Source organism: Kitasatospora indigofera, assembly GCF_014655955.1.
Taxonomy (GTDB): domain Bacteria; phylum Actinomycetota; class Actinomycetes; order Streptomycetales; family Streptomycetaceae; genus Kitasatospora; species Kitasatospora indigofera.
Window position 1 is genome coordinate 71,077 of record NZ_BNBO01000035.1, and the last position, 14,991, is coordinate 86,067.

Sequence of the window (14,991 nt, forward strand, 5' to 3'; positions counted from 1 at the left end):
CAACGATGACCACCGAGCCCGCCCGCGCCGGGACCCCGTCGGACCCGCCCGCCCCCGCCGCCGCCCCCGCCGGGGCCGCCGCGGCGTCCGGGAACGAGCGGTTTGGCCCTGGACACCCTTCGGCCGATAGCCTGCCCGCCGTGCCGAAACCCGATCAAATCACCGTGAGCCCTCCCCGTCCCGAGCGGGTGGCGGCGCTGCCGCTGCCCGAGGTGGCCCGCCTGCTGGGCCTGGACCCCCTCGAAGGCGGGGCGGTCACCGGCGTCACCCACGACTCCCGCGCGGTCCGCGCCGGTGACGTCTACGTGGCCTTCCCCGGTGCCAACCACCACGGTGCGGCCTTCGCCGCCCAGGCCGCCGCGGCCGGTGCCGTGGCCGTGCTGACCGACCCGGCCGGGGCCGAGCTGGCGGCCGCCGCCGGCGTCCCGCTGCTGGTGGTCGACCGGCCCCGGGCCCGGATGGGCGAGCTGGCCGCCGCCGTCTACGGCCACCCGGCCGAGCAGCTGCTGACCATCGGCCTGACCGGCACCAACGGCAAGACCACCACCTCGTACCTGGTGGAGGGCGGCCTGCTGGGCGCCGGCCGGGCCCCCGGGGTGATCGGCACGGTGGAGATGCGGGTCGGCGCCGAGCGGATCAAGAGCGAGCGCACCACCCCCGAGGCCACCGACCTGCACGCGATCCTCGCGGTGATGCGCGAGCGCGGGGCCGACGCCGTGACGATGGAGGTCTCCAGCCACGCGCTGGTCTTCGGCCGGGTGGACGGGGTGACGTACGACGTCGCGCTGTTCAACAACCTGACACCGGAGCACCTGGACTTCCACCCCGACATGGAGGACTACTACCAGGCCAAGGCCAGGCTCTTCGCGCCCGGCAAGTCGCGGGCCGGCGTGGTCAACCTGGACGACGCGTACGGCCGCCGGCTGGCCGCCGAGGCGCAGATCCCGGTGACCGGCTTCTCCGCCAAGGGCGCGGCCGACGCCGACTGGCGCGCGGTGGACGTCCAGCTGGGCCCGGTCGGCTCGACCTTCCGGGTGCTGGGGCCGGACGGCGCCGCCGCCGACGCCTCGGTGCCGCTGCCGGGCCCGTTCAACGTGGCCAACGCGCTCGCCGCGATCACCGTGCTGGTGACCGCCGGGCTGCCGCTGGAGCGGGCGGTGGCCGGCGTGGCCGCCGTCGCCGGGGTGCCCGGCCGGCTGGAGCGGGTCGACGCCGGGCAGCCGTTCGTCGCGGTGGTCGACTACGCCCACAAGCCGGACGCCCTGCAGGCCGTCCTGGAGTCGCTGCGCGAGGTCACCAAGGGCCGGCTGCACGTGGTGGTCGGCTGCGGCGGCGACCGCGATCCGCACAAGCGCGGCCCGATGGGCGCCATCGCCGCCCGGCTGGCCGACACCACCGTGCTGACCAGCGACAACCCGCGCAGCGAGGACCCGCTGGCGATCCTCGCCACCATGCTCACCGGCGCCGCCGGCGTCCCCGAGCAGGAGCGGGGCGCCGTCCTGGTCGTCCCCGACCGGGCCGAGGCGGTCGCCGCCGCCGTCGCCCGCGCGCACGCCGGCGACACCGTGCTGGTGGCCGGCAAGGGCCACGAGCTGGGCCAGTACGTCCGAGACGAGATCCGCCCCTTCGACGACCGGGAAGTCCTTCGGGACGTCATCTCCCGCTCCTCGGCCGCCCGGGGCACCCGAGGAGTGGAACAGCCGTGATCGCACTGACCCTCGCCGAGGTCGCCGCCGCCGTCGGAGGAACCCTGGTGGACGGCGCCGATCCGGCCGTCCTGGTGACCGGGACGGTCGAGTACGACTCCCGGCTGGTCCGCCCCGGCGGCCTGTTCGTCGCCTTCGCCGGCGAGCGGGTGGACGGCCACGACTTCGCCGTCCGCGCGGTCGACGCCGGCGCCGTCGCGGTGCTCGCCGCCCGCCCGGTGGGCGTGCCCGCCGTGCTGGTGCCGGACGTCCTGGACGCCCTCGGCAAGCTGGCCAGGACCGTCGTCGGCCGGGCCACCGGCACCTCGGTGGTCGCGCTGACCGGCTCGGCCGGCAAGACCAGCACCAAGGACCTGATCGCCCAGCTGCTGCGGCACCGGGGCGAGACCGTCTTCACCCCCGGCTCGCTGAACAACGAGATCGGCCACCCGATGACGGCCCTCAAGGTCGAGCCGGGCACCCGTCACCTGGTGCTGGAGATGGGCGCCCGGCACAAGGGCGACATCCAGTACCTGACGACCATCACCCCGCCGGTGATCGGCCTGGTGCTGAACGTCGGCACCGCGCACGTCGGCGAGTTCGGCTCCAAGGAGGCGATCGCCGAGGCCAAGGGCGAGCTGGTCGAGTCGCTGCCGGCCGAGGGCGTCGCGATCCTGAACGCCGACGACCCGCTGGTCCGGGCGATGTCCGCCCGTACCAGGGCCCGGGTGGTGCTGTTCGGCGAGGCCAGGGACGCCGCGGTACGCGCACAGGATGTTCGCCTGGACTCCACCGGACGGCCATCGTTCACGCTGACCACCCCGGCCGGTTCCGCGCCCGTACAGCTGCGCCTGTACGGTGAGCACCACGTCTCGAACGCCCTCGCCGCCGCCGCGGTGGCGATGGAGCTCGGACTGTCCGTCGACGACACCGCCGCCGCCCTGGGCGAGGCGGGTGCGCTGTCCCGCTGGCGCATGGAGGTCGTCGACCGGGCCGACGGTGTCACGGTCGTGAACGACGCCTACAACGCGAACCCGGACTCGATGCGGGCCGCGCTGCGGGCGCTCGTGTCGATGGGGGGCCGCGGTCCGGGGCGCCGCCGTACCTGGGCGGTGCTCGGCGAGATGCGGGAGCTGGGCGAGGAGAGCTTCGCCGAGCACGACGCCATCGGGCGGCTCGTGGTCCGGCTGGACATCACCAAGTTGGTGGCGGTCGGCGGACGCGAGGCGGCCTGCATGGAACTGGGCGCGAGGAACGAAGGTTCGTGGGGTGAGGAGTCGGTGCTGGTGTCCGACGCGGACGCGGCGGTCGAACTGCTGCGCAGTCAGCTGCGGCCAGGGGACGTGGTCCTGGTGAAGGCCTCCCGTTCGGTGGGTCTGGAGAAGGTCGCCGAGGCGCTGCTCTCGGACGGCACACGGCCGACGGACGGTGCTGCGCTGTGATGAAGCAGATTCTCATCGCCGGCATGATCGGCCTGGTGCTGTCGTTGCTCGGCACCCCGGCGCTGATCAAGCTGCTGGCGAAGCGCGGCTACGGCCAGTACATCCGCGACGACGGCCCCAAGGCGCACCACAGCAAGCGCGGTACGCCCACGATGGGCGGCATCGCCTTCATCCTGGCCACCCTGATCGCCTACGCCGCGACCAAGGTGATAGCCGGGGAGAGCCCCACGGCCTCCGGGCTGCTGGTGCTGTTCCTGACGGCGGGCCTGGGCCTGGTCGGCTTCCTGGACGACTACATCAAGGTCGTCAAGCGCCGCTCGCTGGGCCTGCGGGCCAAGGCGAAGCTGCTCGGGCAGTCCTTCGTCGGCCTGGCCTTCGCCATCCTGTCGCTCCAGTTCAGTGACAGCCGGGGGCTCACTCCCGCCTCCCAGCACCTGTCCTTCGTACGCGACTTCAGTTGGTCCGTGGGCCCGGTGCTGTTCGTCATCTGGGCCTATTTCATGATCGCCGCGATGTCGAACGGCGTGAACCTGACGGACGGTCTGGACGGCCTGGCCACCGGCGCCTCGGTGATGGTCTTCGGCGCCTACGTCTTCATCGGCGTCTGGGAGTACGGCCAGAGCTGCGCCTACGCGCTCTCCGCGACGGCCAACTGCTACGACGTGCGGGACCCGTTGGACCTGGCGGTGGTCGCCTCGGCCCTGATGGGCTCGTGCTTCGGCTTCCTCTGGTGGAACACCTCGCCCGCCAAGATCTTCATGGGCGACACCGGCTCGCTCGCCCTCGGCGGCGCCCTGGCCGGCCTGGCGATCTGCTCGCGCACCGAGATCCTGCTGGCCCTGCTCGGCGGCCTGTTCGTGATCATCACCCTGTCGGTGATCATCCAGGTCGGCTCGTTCCGGATGACCGGCAAGCGCGTCTTCAAGATGGCCCCGCTGCAGCACCACTTCGAACTCAAGGGCTGGAGCGAGGTGCTGATCGTCGTCCGGTTCTGGATCATCCAGGGCCTCTGCGTCGCGGTCGGCCTCGGGCTCTTCTACGCGGGATGGGTTACCGGATGACCAGCAACCCCGACTGGACCGGACTGCCGGTCGTGGTGGCCGGACTCGGCCTGTCCGGCATCAGCGCGGCCCGCGTCCTGCGCGGACTCGGCGCCGAGGTCACCGTGGTCGACGGGGGCGACAGCGAGGGCCTGCGGGCCCGCGCCGCCGAGCTCGCGGCCGTGGGCATCCCCGTGCGCCTCGGCGACGGCGACACCCTCCCCGAGGGCACCCGCCTGATCGTCACCTCGCCCGGCTGGCCGCCGAGCAGCCCGCTGTTCGCCGCCGCCGGCCCCGCCGGCGTGCCGGTCTGGGGCGACGTCGAACTCGCCTGGCGCCTGCGCCGCCCGCTGCCCGCCACCGGCGAACCCGCCCCGTGGCTCGCCATCACCGGCACCAACGGCAAGACCACCACCGTCCAGATGCTGGCCTCGATCCTCACCGCGGCCGGCCTGCGCACCGCCGCCGTCGGCAACGTCGGCGTCTCGGTGCTGGACGCCGTGCTCGCCGACGAGCCGTACGACGTGCTCGCCGTCGAGCTCTCCAGCTACCAGCTGCACTGGGCGCCCTCGCTGCGCCCGCACTCGGCCGCCGTCCTCAACCTGGCGCCCGACCACCTGGACTGGCACGGCTCGATGGAGGCCTACGCCGCCGACAAGGGCCGGATCTACGAGGGCAACCTGGTCGCCTGCGTCTACAACACGGCCGACCCGGCCACCGAGGCGCTGGTCCGCGAGGCCGACGTCGAGGAGGGCTGCCGGGCCATCGGCTTCACCCTGGGCGCACCCGGCCTCTCCGAGTTCGGCGTGGTCGACGGCCTGCTGGTGGACCGCGCCTTCGTCCCCGACCGGCAGTCCAGCGCCGCCGAGCTCGGCTCGGTCGAGGACGTCAACCCGCCGGCCCCGCACAACATCGCCAACGCCCTCGCGGCCGCGGCGCTGGCCCGGGCCTACGGCGTCGACCCCAAGGCCGTCCGGGAGGGCCTGCGGGCCTTCCACCCGGACGCCCACCGGATCGCCGAGGTCGCGGTCGTCGACGAGGTCACCTGGATCGACGACTCCAAGGCCACCAACACCCACGCCGCGGCCGCCTCCCTGGCGGCCTTCCGGCCGGTCGTCTGGATCGCCGGCGGCCTCGCCAAGGGCGCCACCTTCGACGACCTCGTCCAGGGCGCCGAGGGCCGGCTGCGGGGCGCCGTGCTGATCGGCCAGGACCGTGCGCTGATCCGCGAGGCACTGGCGCGACACGCGCCGGATGTGCCGGTGATCGAGGCCGCGGAGGGCCAGACTGGCGCGGTGGCGATGGCCGAGGTGGTCGCCGCGGCCGCCGGGCTCGCCCAACCGGGTGACACCGTCCTGCTGGCCCCGGCCTGCGCCTCGATGGACATGTTCACCAACTACAACGAACGCGGCGACCTGTTCGCGGCGGCCGTCCGGGCCCGCGCGGACCGCTGACGGCACCCGCCCGCCGGCCGCCCCGGCCGCCGGCGGGCCGCACCCGGCGGGCGACCGGCGCAGGTGACGCCCGGCGGGTGCCTGCGGGCGTTCGGCGCGGAGAGCCCCGCGAGCGGGCCGCAGGGGCGCCCCGGTGCCGGGAGGGGCCGGGCCGGGACCCGGACGGAGGAGGGCCGCGGCGCCCGCCGGCCGGCGACAGCGGAGGAGAAGCGCCCCGGCGGCGAGAGAGTCACGATCACGGCAGAGGGGTGCGTGCGAGGTGGCGGGTCAGGGCAGGGCAGGGGCCACCGCCCCGCCGGGCGAGCGCGGGGACTCCCCGCTGAAGCTGATCTCGGCCACCACCACGACCTTCAAGTCGGCGGGGCCGGTCGCCCGGCTGCGGGCCTTCCGGGCCCGGCTGCGGTACACCCTGGACCGCCCCCTGACGCCCTACTACCTGATCCTCGGCGCGGCCCTGCTGCTGGTGGTGCTGGGGCTGGTGATGGTGTTCTCCTCGTCCCAGATCCTCGCCCTGGGCCAGCACCGGTCCGCGCTGTTCTACTTCCTCAAGCAGCTGGTGGCCGTGCTGCTCGGCACCGCGCTGCTGGTGACCCTCGCCTGGGTGCCGCTCGCGGTGCTGCGGGTGATCGTCTACCCGCTGATGTTCGGGGTGATCGGCGCCCTGGCGCTGGTCGCCGTCCCGGGCATCGGGGTCGAGGTCGGCGGCAACCGGAACTGGCTGGACTTCGGCTTCTTCCAGGTCCAGCCGTCCGAGTTCGCGAAGCTGGCGCTCGTCCTGTGGGGCGCCGACCTGCTGGCCCGCAAGCAGAAGACCGGCATGCTCGACCAGTGGAAGCACCTGCTGATCCCGCTGGTGCCGGGCGCGCTGCTGCTGCTGATGCTGATCATGCTCGGCGGTGACATGGGCACCGCGATGATCCTGGTGGCCATGCTGTTCGGCCTGCTCTGGATGGTCGGCGCTCCGATGCGGCTGTTCGTGGCCACCCTGGGCGTGGCGGTGGTGGCCTGCACCGCGCTGGTCGTCACGGTGCCGCACCGGGCCGAGCGGCTGTCCTGCATCGGGGTCACCAAACTGGACCCGAACGGGGCCTGTTTCCAGGCCCTGCACGGTGTTTACTCGTTCGCCCTGGGCGGCCCCTTCGGCTCCGGACTCGGCGCCGGGGTCGAGAAATGGGGCCAGCTGCCGGAGGCCCACACCGACTTCATCTTCGCCGCGACGGGCGAGGAACTCGGACTGGTGGGGACGCTGTCGGTCATCGGACTCTTCGCGGCACTAGGCTACGCGGGTATCCGTGTGGCCATCGGTGCGAAGGACCCCTTCGTCAGGTACGCCGCGGGAGCCGCCACCACCTGGATCATGGCGCAGGCCATGGTCAACCTGGGGTCGGCACTGGGACTGCTGCCCATCGCGGGCGTCCCGCTCCCGCTGTTCTCCTACGGCGGTTCCGCCATGCTGTCGGCCATGTGCGCCGTCGGCGTGCTGCTCTGCTTCGCACGCAGCACGCCGGGGGCTCGGGCGGCCCTGGCCGCGCGGACCACCAACTCCCGGCTCAGGACACGACTGGCCCGGGTGCTGCCACGACGACGAACCACAGCACGCCCGGCCTCCCGGCCGGCGCGCAGGGAGCGGTGAATTTCGGTGCATGTCGTACTCGCCGGCGGGGGGACCGCCGGTCACATCGAGCCGGCCCTCGCCCTCGCGGACGCCCTCCGCAGGCACGACCCGTCCATCGGGATCACCGCTCTGGGCACCGAACGCGGACTGGAGACCCGGCTGGTGCCCGAGCGGGGCTACCAGCTGGAGCTGATCCCGGCCGTGCCGCTGCCCCGCAAGCCGACCCCCGAGCTGATCACCGTGCCGGGCCGGCTGCGCGGCACCGTACGGGCCGCCCAGGAGATCATCGAGCGGGTCAAGGCGGACGCCGTGGTCGGCTTCGGCGGCTACGTCGCGATGCCCGCCTACCTGGCCGCCAAGCGCGCCGGGGTGCCGATCGTGGTGCACGAGGCGAACGCCCGTCCGGGCCTGGCCAACAAGATCGGCGCGCGGTACAGCGACTTCGTCGCGGTCTCCACCCCCGACAGCAAGCTGCGCGACTCCCGGTACATCGGGATCCCGCTCCGCCGCACCATCGCCACCCTGGACCGCAACGCGGCCCGGCCCGAGGCCCGGCAGTACTTCGGCCTCGACCAGCGGCTGCCCACCCTGCTGGTGTCCGGCGGCTCGCAGGGCGCCCGGCGCCTGAACGAGACCGTCCAGACCATCGCGCCGCGGCTGCAGCAGTACGGCGTGCAGATCCTGCACGCGGTGGGCCCGAAGAACGAGCTGCCGGTGGTCGACGACATCCCCGGGATGCCGCCGTACCGGGTGCTGCCGTACGTGGACCGGATGGACCTCGCGTACGCCGCCGCCGACCTGATGCTCTGCCGGGCCGGCGCGATGACCGTCGCCGAGCTGGCGGCGGTCGGCCTGCCGGCCGCGTTCGTCCCGCTGCCGATCGGCAACGGCGAGCAGCGGCTCAACGCCCAGCCGATGGTCAAGGCGGGCGGCGGCCTGCTGGTGGACGACGCCGAGCTGTCCCCGGACTGGGTGCTGAACAACGTGCTGCCGGTGCTCACCGACCCGCAGCGGCTCTGGGACATGAGCCGGGCGGCCGCCGAGTTCGGCCGCCGGGACGCCGACGACCTGCTGGTCGGCATGGTGTACGAGGCCATCGAGGCTGCGCGGGGTGGCCGCCGCCGTGGCTGACGGCCCGCCCGGCGCCGGTGCGTACCAGGACGAGGAGGAGGCCGAGGAGTTCGCTCCCCGGCTCCGCCTCTCCCGGCGCGGCTTCACGGTGCTGGGCGTGCTGACGGCAGGGGTGCTGGGCACGCTGTCCTGGCTGGTTTTCTTCTCCTCGGTGCTCGATGTACGAAGCATCTCGGTGCAGGGCCTGCGGGACGACCGGCTGACGGCCGAGCAGGTCCGCCGGGCGGTGGGCGGGCTCGGCGACGGGCCGCTCGCCCGGGTGGACCTGGCCGACGTCGAGCGCCGGGTGAAGGCCATCCCGCGGGTGGCCGACGCCGAGGTCTGGCGCGGCTGGCCGCACACCCTTCGGGTCAAGGTCGAGCAGCGCAGGCCGGTCGCCGCCGTCAAGGGCGAGGACGGGCAGTTCACCCAGGTGGACGCCGGCGGGGTGAGCTTCGCCACCGAGCCGACCGCCCCCGCGGGGGTGCCGGTGGTGGAGCTGCAGCTCAGTCAGCAGGCGAACGATGCGCTTGAGGTGATCACTCGCCAGCAGCTCGTGCAGGGCGCCGTGGCGGTCGCCGCGGGCCTGCCCGAGGATGTCGCCAAGCGGGCCGGGGCGGTCCTGGTGCACAGTTACGACGACATTCAACTGCAGCTCAGCGGCGGTGGGACGGTGCGCTGGGGGAGTCCGGACCGGACCGAGCGCAAAGCCAGGGTGCTGACCGCGTTGATGCGCCAGAAAGCGGCGAATTACGACGTGAGTGTGCCGGAGGCGCCGGCGTTGTCCGGATGATCCGGTAGGTTTCTGCCTGGATGAGTTTGGCGGTCACCCCGGTTTCCCAGGCCGGTTGATGATCACATAGGCTCAAAAGAAAAAAGGGAAGCTCGGCGTGTTCGTTGAACACGGGCTCGCCGCGACCTAGTGTCCTGTGTCACCAGGCTGTGTCCCACGGTGATGTGACAGAGGCGCAGCAACAACCCTAAAGGTCAAGTTTAGGGTTCGGGTCGGCGGTCGGCATTTCGGACATTCAGTCAGGAACCAGGCTCCCCACCCATCGACATCCGTCGGTACGGCGCGCACCCGGGCGCCGGGCCGACCCGGAAATTCGAGGCGAGAGGCCTTCGACGTGGCAGCACCGCAGAACTACCTCGCAGTCATCAAGGTCGTCGGCATCGGCGGCGGCGGTGTCAACGCCATCAACCGGATGATCGAGGTCGGTCTCAAGGGCGTCGAGTTCATCGCGATCAACACCGATGCGCAGGCCCTCCTGATGAGCGACGCCGACGTCAAGCTCGATGTGGGCCGTGAACTCACCCGGGGCCTCGGCGCCGGCGCGAACCCCGAGGTCGGCCGCAAGGCGGCCGAGGACCACCGCGAGGAGATCGAGGAGGTCCTCAAGGGGGCCGACATGGTCTTCGTGACGGCCGGCGAGGGCGGCGGCACCGGCACCGGCGGCGCGCCCGTCGTGGCCAACATCGCCCGCTCGCTCGGCGCCCTCACCATCGGCGTCGTCACCCGCCCCTTCACCTTCGAGGGCCGCCGTCGCGCGAACCAGGCCGAGGACGGCATCGCCGGCCTGCGCGAAGAGGTCGACACCCTCATCGTCATCCCCAACGACCGGCTGCTGTCCATCTCGGACCGCCAGGTCAGCGTGCTGGACGCGTTCCGCTCCGCCGACCAGGTGCTGCTCTCCGGCGTCCAGGGCATCACCGACCTGATCACCACCCCCGGCCTGATCAACCTCGACTTCGCCGACGTCAAGTCGGTCATGTCCGAGGCCGGCTCGGCGCTCATGGGCATCGGCTCGGCCCGGGGCGAGGACCGCGCCAAGGCGGCCGCCGTGATGGCGATCTCCTCGCCGCTGCTGGAGGCCTCCATCGACGGCGCCCGCGGCGTGCTGCTCTCCATCTCCGGCGGCTCCGACCTCGGCCTGTTCGAGATCAACGAGTCGGCCCAGCTGGTCAGCGAGGCGGCGCACCCCGAGGCCAACATCATCTTCGGTGCGGTCATCGACGACGCGCTCGGCGACGAGGTGCGGGTCACCGTGATCGCGGCCGGCTTCGACGGCGGCCAGCCGCCGGCGATCGTCCGCGACCCGGTGGTCAAGGCCTCCCCGGCCCCCGCGCCGGCCGCCCCCGAGCGTCCGGCCACCCGCCCCTCGTACGGGAGCATCGGCTCGGTGACGGCCCGCTCGGACGGCGAGTCGCACTCCCGGCACTCCGACTCCCCGGCCACCACGACCGCCTCGCCGGTGCCCCCGCAGGTGCAGCCGGTCCGGCAGCCCTACGTGGAGAGCCCCGCCGAGGAGCTCGATGTGCCCGACTTCCTGAAGTAGGCACAGCCCGAGTGAAGCGGTTCGATACGCGTAACGGTGCTCACTTCGCCTTCACCGACCGGTGGGGCGGGGTGAGCACTTCGCCGTACGGGGAACTCAACCTCGGCGGCGCGGTGGGGGACGATCCGGCCGCCGTGCTGGAGAACCGGCGGCTGGCGGCCCGCTCGCTGGGCCTGGACCCGGCGGACGTGGTCTGGATGAACCAGGTGCACGGCGCGGACGTCGCCGTGGTGACGGAGCGGCAGCCGCAGGGCTCGGCCCCGACGGTGGACGCGGTGGTCACCGACCGCCCGCTCGTCCTCGCGGTGCTGACCGCGGACTGCACGCCCGTCCTGCTGGCGGACCCGGTGGCGGGGGTGGCCGGTGCGGCGCACGCCGGCCGGCCGGGCCTGGCAGCCGGGGTGGTGCCGGCGGTGGTGCGGGCGATGGTGGAGCTCGGCGCCCGGCCGGAGCGGATCGTCGCCGCCACCGGCCCCGCAGTCTGCGGGCGCTGCTACGAAGTGCCCGAGGAGCTGCGGGCCCGGGTGAGCGCCCTGGTGCCGGCCGCGTACGCGCGGACCTCCTGGGGCACCCCGGCCCTGGACGTGCCGGCGGGAGTCGCGGCCCAACTGGCCGATGCGGGAGTCACCGAGTTGGTGCGATCATCTGACTGCACCCTCGAATCCGCGGATCACTTCTCCTATCGCCGCGAGCAGCGCACCGGCCGGCTCGCGAGCTACGTCTGGTTGGGCTCTGAACTTTCATGACGAATGACATCTACGGTCCGTTCCCGGGCGGGCCGCGCGCTTTCGGCCAGACTCTGCTGGACGCCCTGACGGACGGCCAGCGGGCCCGGTACGAGGAACTCGGGGCCAACCTCGACGTGGTCGAGCGCCGGATCGCCGCCGCCTGCGCGGCCGCCGGGCGCCCGCGCGACGAGGTGACCCTGATCGTCGTCACCAAGACCTACCCCGCCGAGGACAGCGCACTCCTGGCCGGACTCGGTGTCACGGACGTGGCGGAGAACCGCGACCAGGACGCGGCCCCCAAGGCCGAGCTGTGTGCGAACCTTCCGCTGGAGTGGCACTTCGTCGGCCAGTTGCAGACCAACAAGGTCCGCTCGGTCGTCCGGTACGCGAACCGGGTGCACTCGGTGGACCGGCTGCGGCTGGTCGGCTCGCTCTCGGCGGCGGTGCTGAAGTCGGAGCGGCCCGAGCTGGGTTGCCTGGTCCAGGTCGCCCTGGACAAGGAGGCCGGCGGGGGCGGGGAGGGCCGGGCCGGGGTGGCCCCGGCGGAGGTCGCCGCGCTGGCCGACGCGATCGCCGCCGCACCCGGGCTGCGGCTCGACGGCGTGATGACGGTGGCTCCGCTGACCGGACCGCTGGCCGGCGACCCGGCCAGGGCTTTCGGGCGGCTGGCGGAAATCTCAACCGCAGTACGGGCGAGCCATCCTGCTGCCACCATGGTTTCCGCGGGAATGAGCGGTGACCTCGAGCAGGCCGTGGCGGCCGGAGCGACACATGTGCGCGTCGGAACGGCGGTACTCGGAGTGCGGTCACCCCTCGGGTAACGTCACCGGGTAGTAGATCAGACTGCAGGACAAAACAGGACAGAACCTAGCAGCTTTGCAGAGCGCTAGCGAACCGTGGATCGCAACTTCACGACTCTCACGAGCCCGCCCGGACCTGTCGTCCGGCGAGCCCGCCCCGGGGTCGCGGAATCCGCAGGCGAAGGCCGCCGGTGACGGAGCCGATCCACCACAGAGCGGAGGAGACAGGAGAATGGCCGGCGCAATGCGCAAGATGGCGGTCTACCTCGGCCTCGTGGAGGACGAGACGTACGACGGCCAGGGGTACGACCCCGACGACGACTACGACGCGGACCCCGAGCCGATCCGCACCGGGCGGACGGAGGACATCCCCCGCCCCGCGGCCGCACAGCCCGCCCCCGTCGCCCAGATCGCACCGCAGCCCGTCCCCGCCGCGGTCCCGATCCGTCAGGAGACCCCGAGGATGGCACCAGTGTCGTCCATCACACCCGAACGCCGCCACAACCTGGAGAAGAGCGCCCCGGTGATCATGCCCAAGGTCGTGAACGAACGAGAGCCCTACCGCATCACGACGTTGCACCCCAGGACGTACAACGAGGCCCGTACCATCGGGGAACAGTTCCGCGGCGGGACTCCTGTGATCATGAATTTGACCGAGATGGACGACACCGACGCGAAGCGCCTCGTAGACTTCGCCGCTGGACTCGTCTTCGGTCTGCACGGCAGTATCGAGCGCGTGACGCAGAAGGTGTTCCTGCTGTCGCCTGCTAACGTCGATGTCACGGCGGAGGACAAGGCTCGTATCGCCGAGGGTGGGTTCTTCAACCAGAGCTGACCCGGGCCACGACTCCACGTGTGGTTCTGATCGACAGTGAGTTAGCACAGTTCAGCGAGCGACAAGCCGGACCGCAGAGCAAGCAACAAGCCGAATGGCCAGGGAGAGGGATTCTCGATGGGGATCGTGGGGGCAGTGCTCGGTTATGCACTGACCGTCTTCCTGGTGTTCCTGCTCTTCCGGCTGGTCATGGACTGGGTCTTCCAGTTCGCACGTTCGTGGCAGCCCGGCAAGGCCATGGTCCTGGTCCTGGAGGCCACGTACACTGTCACGGATCCGCCGCTCAAGCTCCTTCGGCGGTTCATCCCGCCGTTGCGTCTCGGGGGCGTGGCGCTCGACCTGTCCTTCTTCGTACTGATGATCATTGTGTATGTCCTGATCTCGCTCGTGCAGCGCCTGTCGTAGGTGAGCGATGCGACAGGATGCCGGTGTGCCGACGATCACGTTGAGGTGAAGAGATGCCATTGACCCCCGAGGACGTTCGGAACAAGCAGTTCACGACCGTTCGCCTGCGCGAAGGCTATGACGAGGACGAGGTCGATGCCTTCCTCGACGAGGTCGAAGCCGAACTGACCAAACTGCTCCGCGAGAACGAGGACCTGCGCGCCAAGCTGGCCGCCGCGACTCGTGCCGCGGCGCAGAACCAGGCCAACATGCGCAAGGAGCCGCAGCAGGACTCGCGGCCCGGCGCCCCCGTCCCGGCGGCCATATCCGGCCCGCCGGTGCCCGGGCAGCAGGGCCCCGGCCAGTCCATGGGCGGCCCGATGGGCCAGCAGCAGATGGGCGGCCCGCAGCAGCAGCAGATGGGCAACCAGCCGCTGGGCCTGCCCTCCGGTGCCCCGCAGCTGCCCGCCGGCCAGGGCGGCCCGATGCAGCAGCAGATGGGCCAGCAGCAGCAGATGGGCCAGACCATGGGCGGCCAGCAGCAGCTGGTCCAGCCGATGGGCGGTCAGATGCTGCAGCCGATGGGCCAGCAGGTCCCCGGCCAGCAGATGGGCCAGCAGCAGCACGGTCAGCAGCAGATGGGCCAGCTCCAGCCGATGGGCGGCCCGATGGGCGGCCCCATGGGCCAGCCGCAGCAGATGGGCGGCCCGATGGGCGGCCCCATGCAGCAGCAGCAGGCCCCCGGCGGCGACAGCGCGGCCCGCGTTCTCGCGCTCGCCCAGCAGACCGCCGACCAGGCGATCTCCGAGGCCCGTTCCGAGGCCAACAAGATCGTCGGCGAGGCCCGCAGCCGCGCCGAGGGCCTGGAGCGGGACGCCCGTGCCAAGGCCGACGCCCTGGAGCGGGACGCGCAGGAGAAGCACCGCGTCGCGATGGGCTCCCTGGAGTCCGCGCGGGCCACGCTGGAGCGCAAGGTCGAGGACCTCCGTGCCTTCGAGCGTGAGTACCGGACGCGCCTGAAGTCCTACCTGGAGACCCAGCTGCGCCAGCTGGAGTCGCAGGCGGACGACTCGCTCGCCCCGCCGCGCATCCCGGCCACCGCTTCGCTGCCGCCGGCCGCGTCGTCGATGGCCTCGGCCGGCGCCTCGGCGATGAGCAGCGGCCAGCCCTCCTTCGGGGGCGGGCAGCAGTCCTTCGGCGGCCAGTCCTTCGGCGGCCAGAGCTCCTTCGGCGGCAGTGGCCAGCCCTCCTTCGGCGGCGCCGGCCAGGCGTCCGGCGGATCGGGTGCACCGCAGATGGCCCCGGCCGGGATGACCCAGCCGATGGCGGCGGTCCGTCCGCAGCCGCCGCAGCCGATGCAGCAGGCTCCGGCGCCGATGCGGGGCTTCCTGATCGACGAGGACGGGGACAACTAGGTTGTCCTGCTAGGCGGTAGTACTTGGCGCTCCCTCTGTGGCTTCGGCTGCGGGGGGAGCGCTTTTTTGTTTTGCGGGGCTGGGGCTGGGGCGCGGGGCGCGCTGCGCGCGGGGCTCGGGCGGTGGTTGCTCTCGGGTGGGTGGTTG

At 72.4% G+C, this 14,991-nt stretch carries 13 protein-coding genes; all 13 read left to right on the forward strand.

Annotation, left to right across the window (positions count from 1 at the left end; genetic code table 11):
- Positions 1-5: 5 nt before the first annotated feature.
- On the forward strand, positions 6-1,706 hold the full coding sequence (locus IE329_RS26070; RefSeq protein ID WP_190213412.1) for a UDP-N-acetylmuramoyl-L-alanyl-D-glutamate--2,6-diaminopimelate ligase: 1,701 nt from the start codon (positions 6-8) through the stop codon (positions 1,704-1,706).
- Positions 1,703-3,127 (forward strand): UDP-N-acetylmuramoyl-tripeptide--D-alanyl-D-alanine ligase, encoded by a 1,425-nt coding sequence (locus tag IE329_RS26075; RefSeq protein WP_190213413.1) that lies wholly within the window; start codon positions 1,703-1,705, stop codon positions 3,125-3,127. The genes IE329_RS26070 and IE329_RS26075 overlap by 4 nt, the downstream gene beginning before the upstream one ends.
- Positions 3,127-4,188 carry a phospho-N-acetylmuramoyl-pentapeptide-transferase gene (mraY, locus tag IE329_RS26080; RefSeq protein ID WP_190213414.1) on the forward strand — a complete coding sequence of 354 codons (1,062 nt, stop codon included), beginning with the start codon at positions 3,127-3,129 and terminating at the stop codon, positions 4,186-4,188. The genes IE329_RS26075 and mraY overlap by 1 nt, the downstream gene beginning before the upstream one ends.
- Positions 4,185-5,621, forward strand: a complete 1,437-nt coding sequence (gene murD / locus IE329_RS26085) for a UDP-N-acetylmuramoyl-L-alanine--D-glutamate ligase (protein WP_190213415.1) — start codon at positions 4,185-4,187, stop codon at positions 5,619-5,621. Before mraY ends, murD begins: the two co-directional genes overlap by 4 nt.
- A 259-nt stretch (positions 5,622-5,880) precedes the next feature.
- Positions 5,881-7,254 (forward strand): putative lipid II flippase FtsW, encoded by a 1,374-nt coding sequence (ftsW, locus tag IE329_RS26090; RefSeq protein ID WP_190213416.1) that lies wholly within the window; start codon positions 5,881-5,883, stop codon positions 7,252-7,254.
- 6 nt (positions 7,255-7,260) lie between these two features.
- Positions 7,261-8,367, forward strand: coding sequence for an undecaprenyldiphospho-muramoylpentapeptide beta-N-acetylglucosaminyltransferase (gene murG, locus IE329_RS26095; protein WP_073923333.1), 1,107 nt, complete (start codon positions 7,261-7,263; stop codon positions 8,365-8,367).
- The gene (locus IE329_RS26100) at positions 8,360-9,139 is read left to right on the forward strand and encodes a cell division protein FtsQ/DivIB (protein ID WP_190213417.1); all 780 of its coding nucleotides are present in this window, start codon (positions 8,360-8,362) and stop codon (positions 9,137-9,139) included. Before murG ends, IE329_RS26100 begins: the two co-directional genes overlap by 8 nt.
- Before the next feature lie 334 nt (positions 9,140-9,473).
- The gene (gene ftsZ, locus IE329_RS26105) at positions 9,474-10,682 is read left to right on the forward strand and encodes a cell division protein FtsZ (RefSeq protein WP_190213418.1); all 1,209 of its coding nucleotides are present in this window, start codon (positions 9,474-9,476) and stop codon (positions 10,680-10,682) included.
- An 11-nt stretch (positions 10,683-10,693) separates the two neighbouring features.
- Positions 10,694-11,428 (forward strand): peptidoglycan editing factor PgeF, encoded by a 735-nt coding sequence (pgeF, locus tag IE329_RS26110; RefSeq protein ID WP_190213419.1) that lies wholly within the window; start codon positions 10,694-10,696, stop codon positions 11,426-11,428.
- On the forward strand, positions 11,425-12,231 hold the full coding sequence (locus IE329_RS26115; protein ID WP_190213420.1) for a YggS family pyridoxal phosphate-dependent enzyme: 807 nt from the start codon (positions 11,425-11,427) through the stop codon (positions 12,229-12,231). The genes pgeF and IE329_RS26115 overlap by 4 nt, the downstream gene beginning before the upstream one ends.
- Before the next feature lie 211 nt (positions 12,232-12,442).
- Entirely contained in the window at positions 12,443-13,045 is a 603-nt protein-coding gene (locus tag IE329_RS26120) for a cell division protein SepF (RefSeq protein ID WP_073923336.1), read from the forward strand.
- Between the two features lie 117 nt (positions 13,046-13,162).
- The gene (locus tag IE329_RS26125) at positions 13,163-13,450 is read left to right on the forward strand and encodes a YggT family protein (protein ID WP_073923337.1); all 288 of its coding nucleotides are present in this window, start codon (positions 13,163-13,165) and stop codon (positions 13,448-13,450) included.
- Positions 13,451-13,503: 53 nt separating this feature from the next.
- Entirely contained in the window at positions 13,504-14,844 is a 1,341-nt protein-coding gene (locus IE329_RS26130) for a DivIVA domain-containing protein (protein WP_190213421.1), read from the forward strand.
- Positions 14,845-14,991: the final 147 nt, after the last annotated feature.

Bases quoted from the DNA above. Each gene is read 5' to 3' on its own strand.
- IE329_RS26070 (WP_190213412.1), top strand. From the start codon at position 6: ATGACCACCGAGCCCGCCCGCGCCGGGACCCCGTCGGACCCGCCCGCC.
- mraY (WP_190213414.1), top strand. From the start codon at position 3,127: ATGAAGCAGATTCTCATCGCCGGCATGATCGGCCTGGTGCTGTCGTTG.
- murD (WP_190213415.1), top strand. From the start codon at position 4,185: ATGACCAGCAACCCCGACTGGACCGGACTGCCGGTCGTGGTGGCCGGA.
- IE329_RS26115 (WP_190213420.1), top strand. From the start codon at position 11,425: ATGACGAATGACATCTACGGTCCGTTCCCGGGCGGGCCGCGCGCTTTC.
- IE329_RS26120 (WP_073923336.1), top strand. From the start codon at position 12,443: ATGGCCGGCGCAATGCGCAAGATGGCGGTCTACCTCGGCCTCGTGGAG.
- IE329_RS26125 (WP_073923337.1), top strand. From the start codon at position 13,163: ATGGGGATCGTGGGGGCAGTGCTCGGTTATGCACTGACCGTCTTCCTG.
- IE329_RS26130 (WP_190213421.1), top strand. From the start codon at position 13,504: ATGCCATTGACCCCCGAGGACGTTCGGAACAAGCAGTTCACGACCGTT.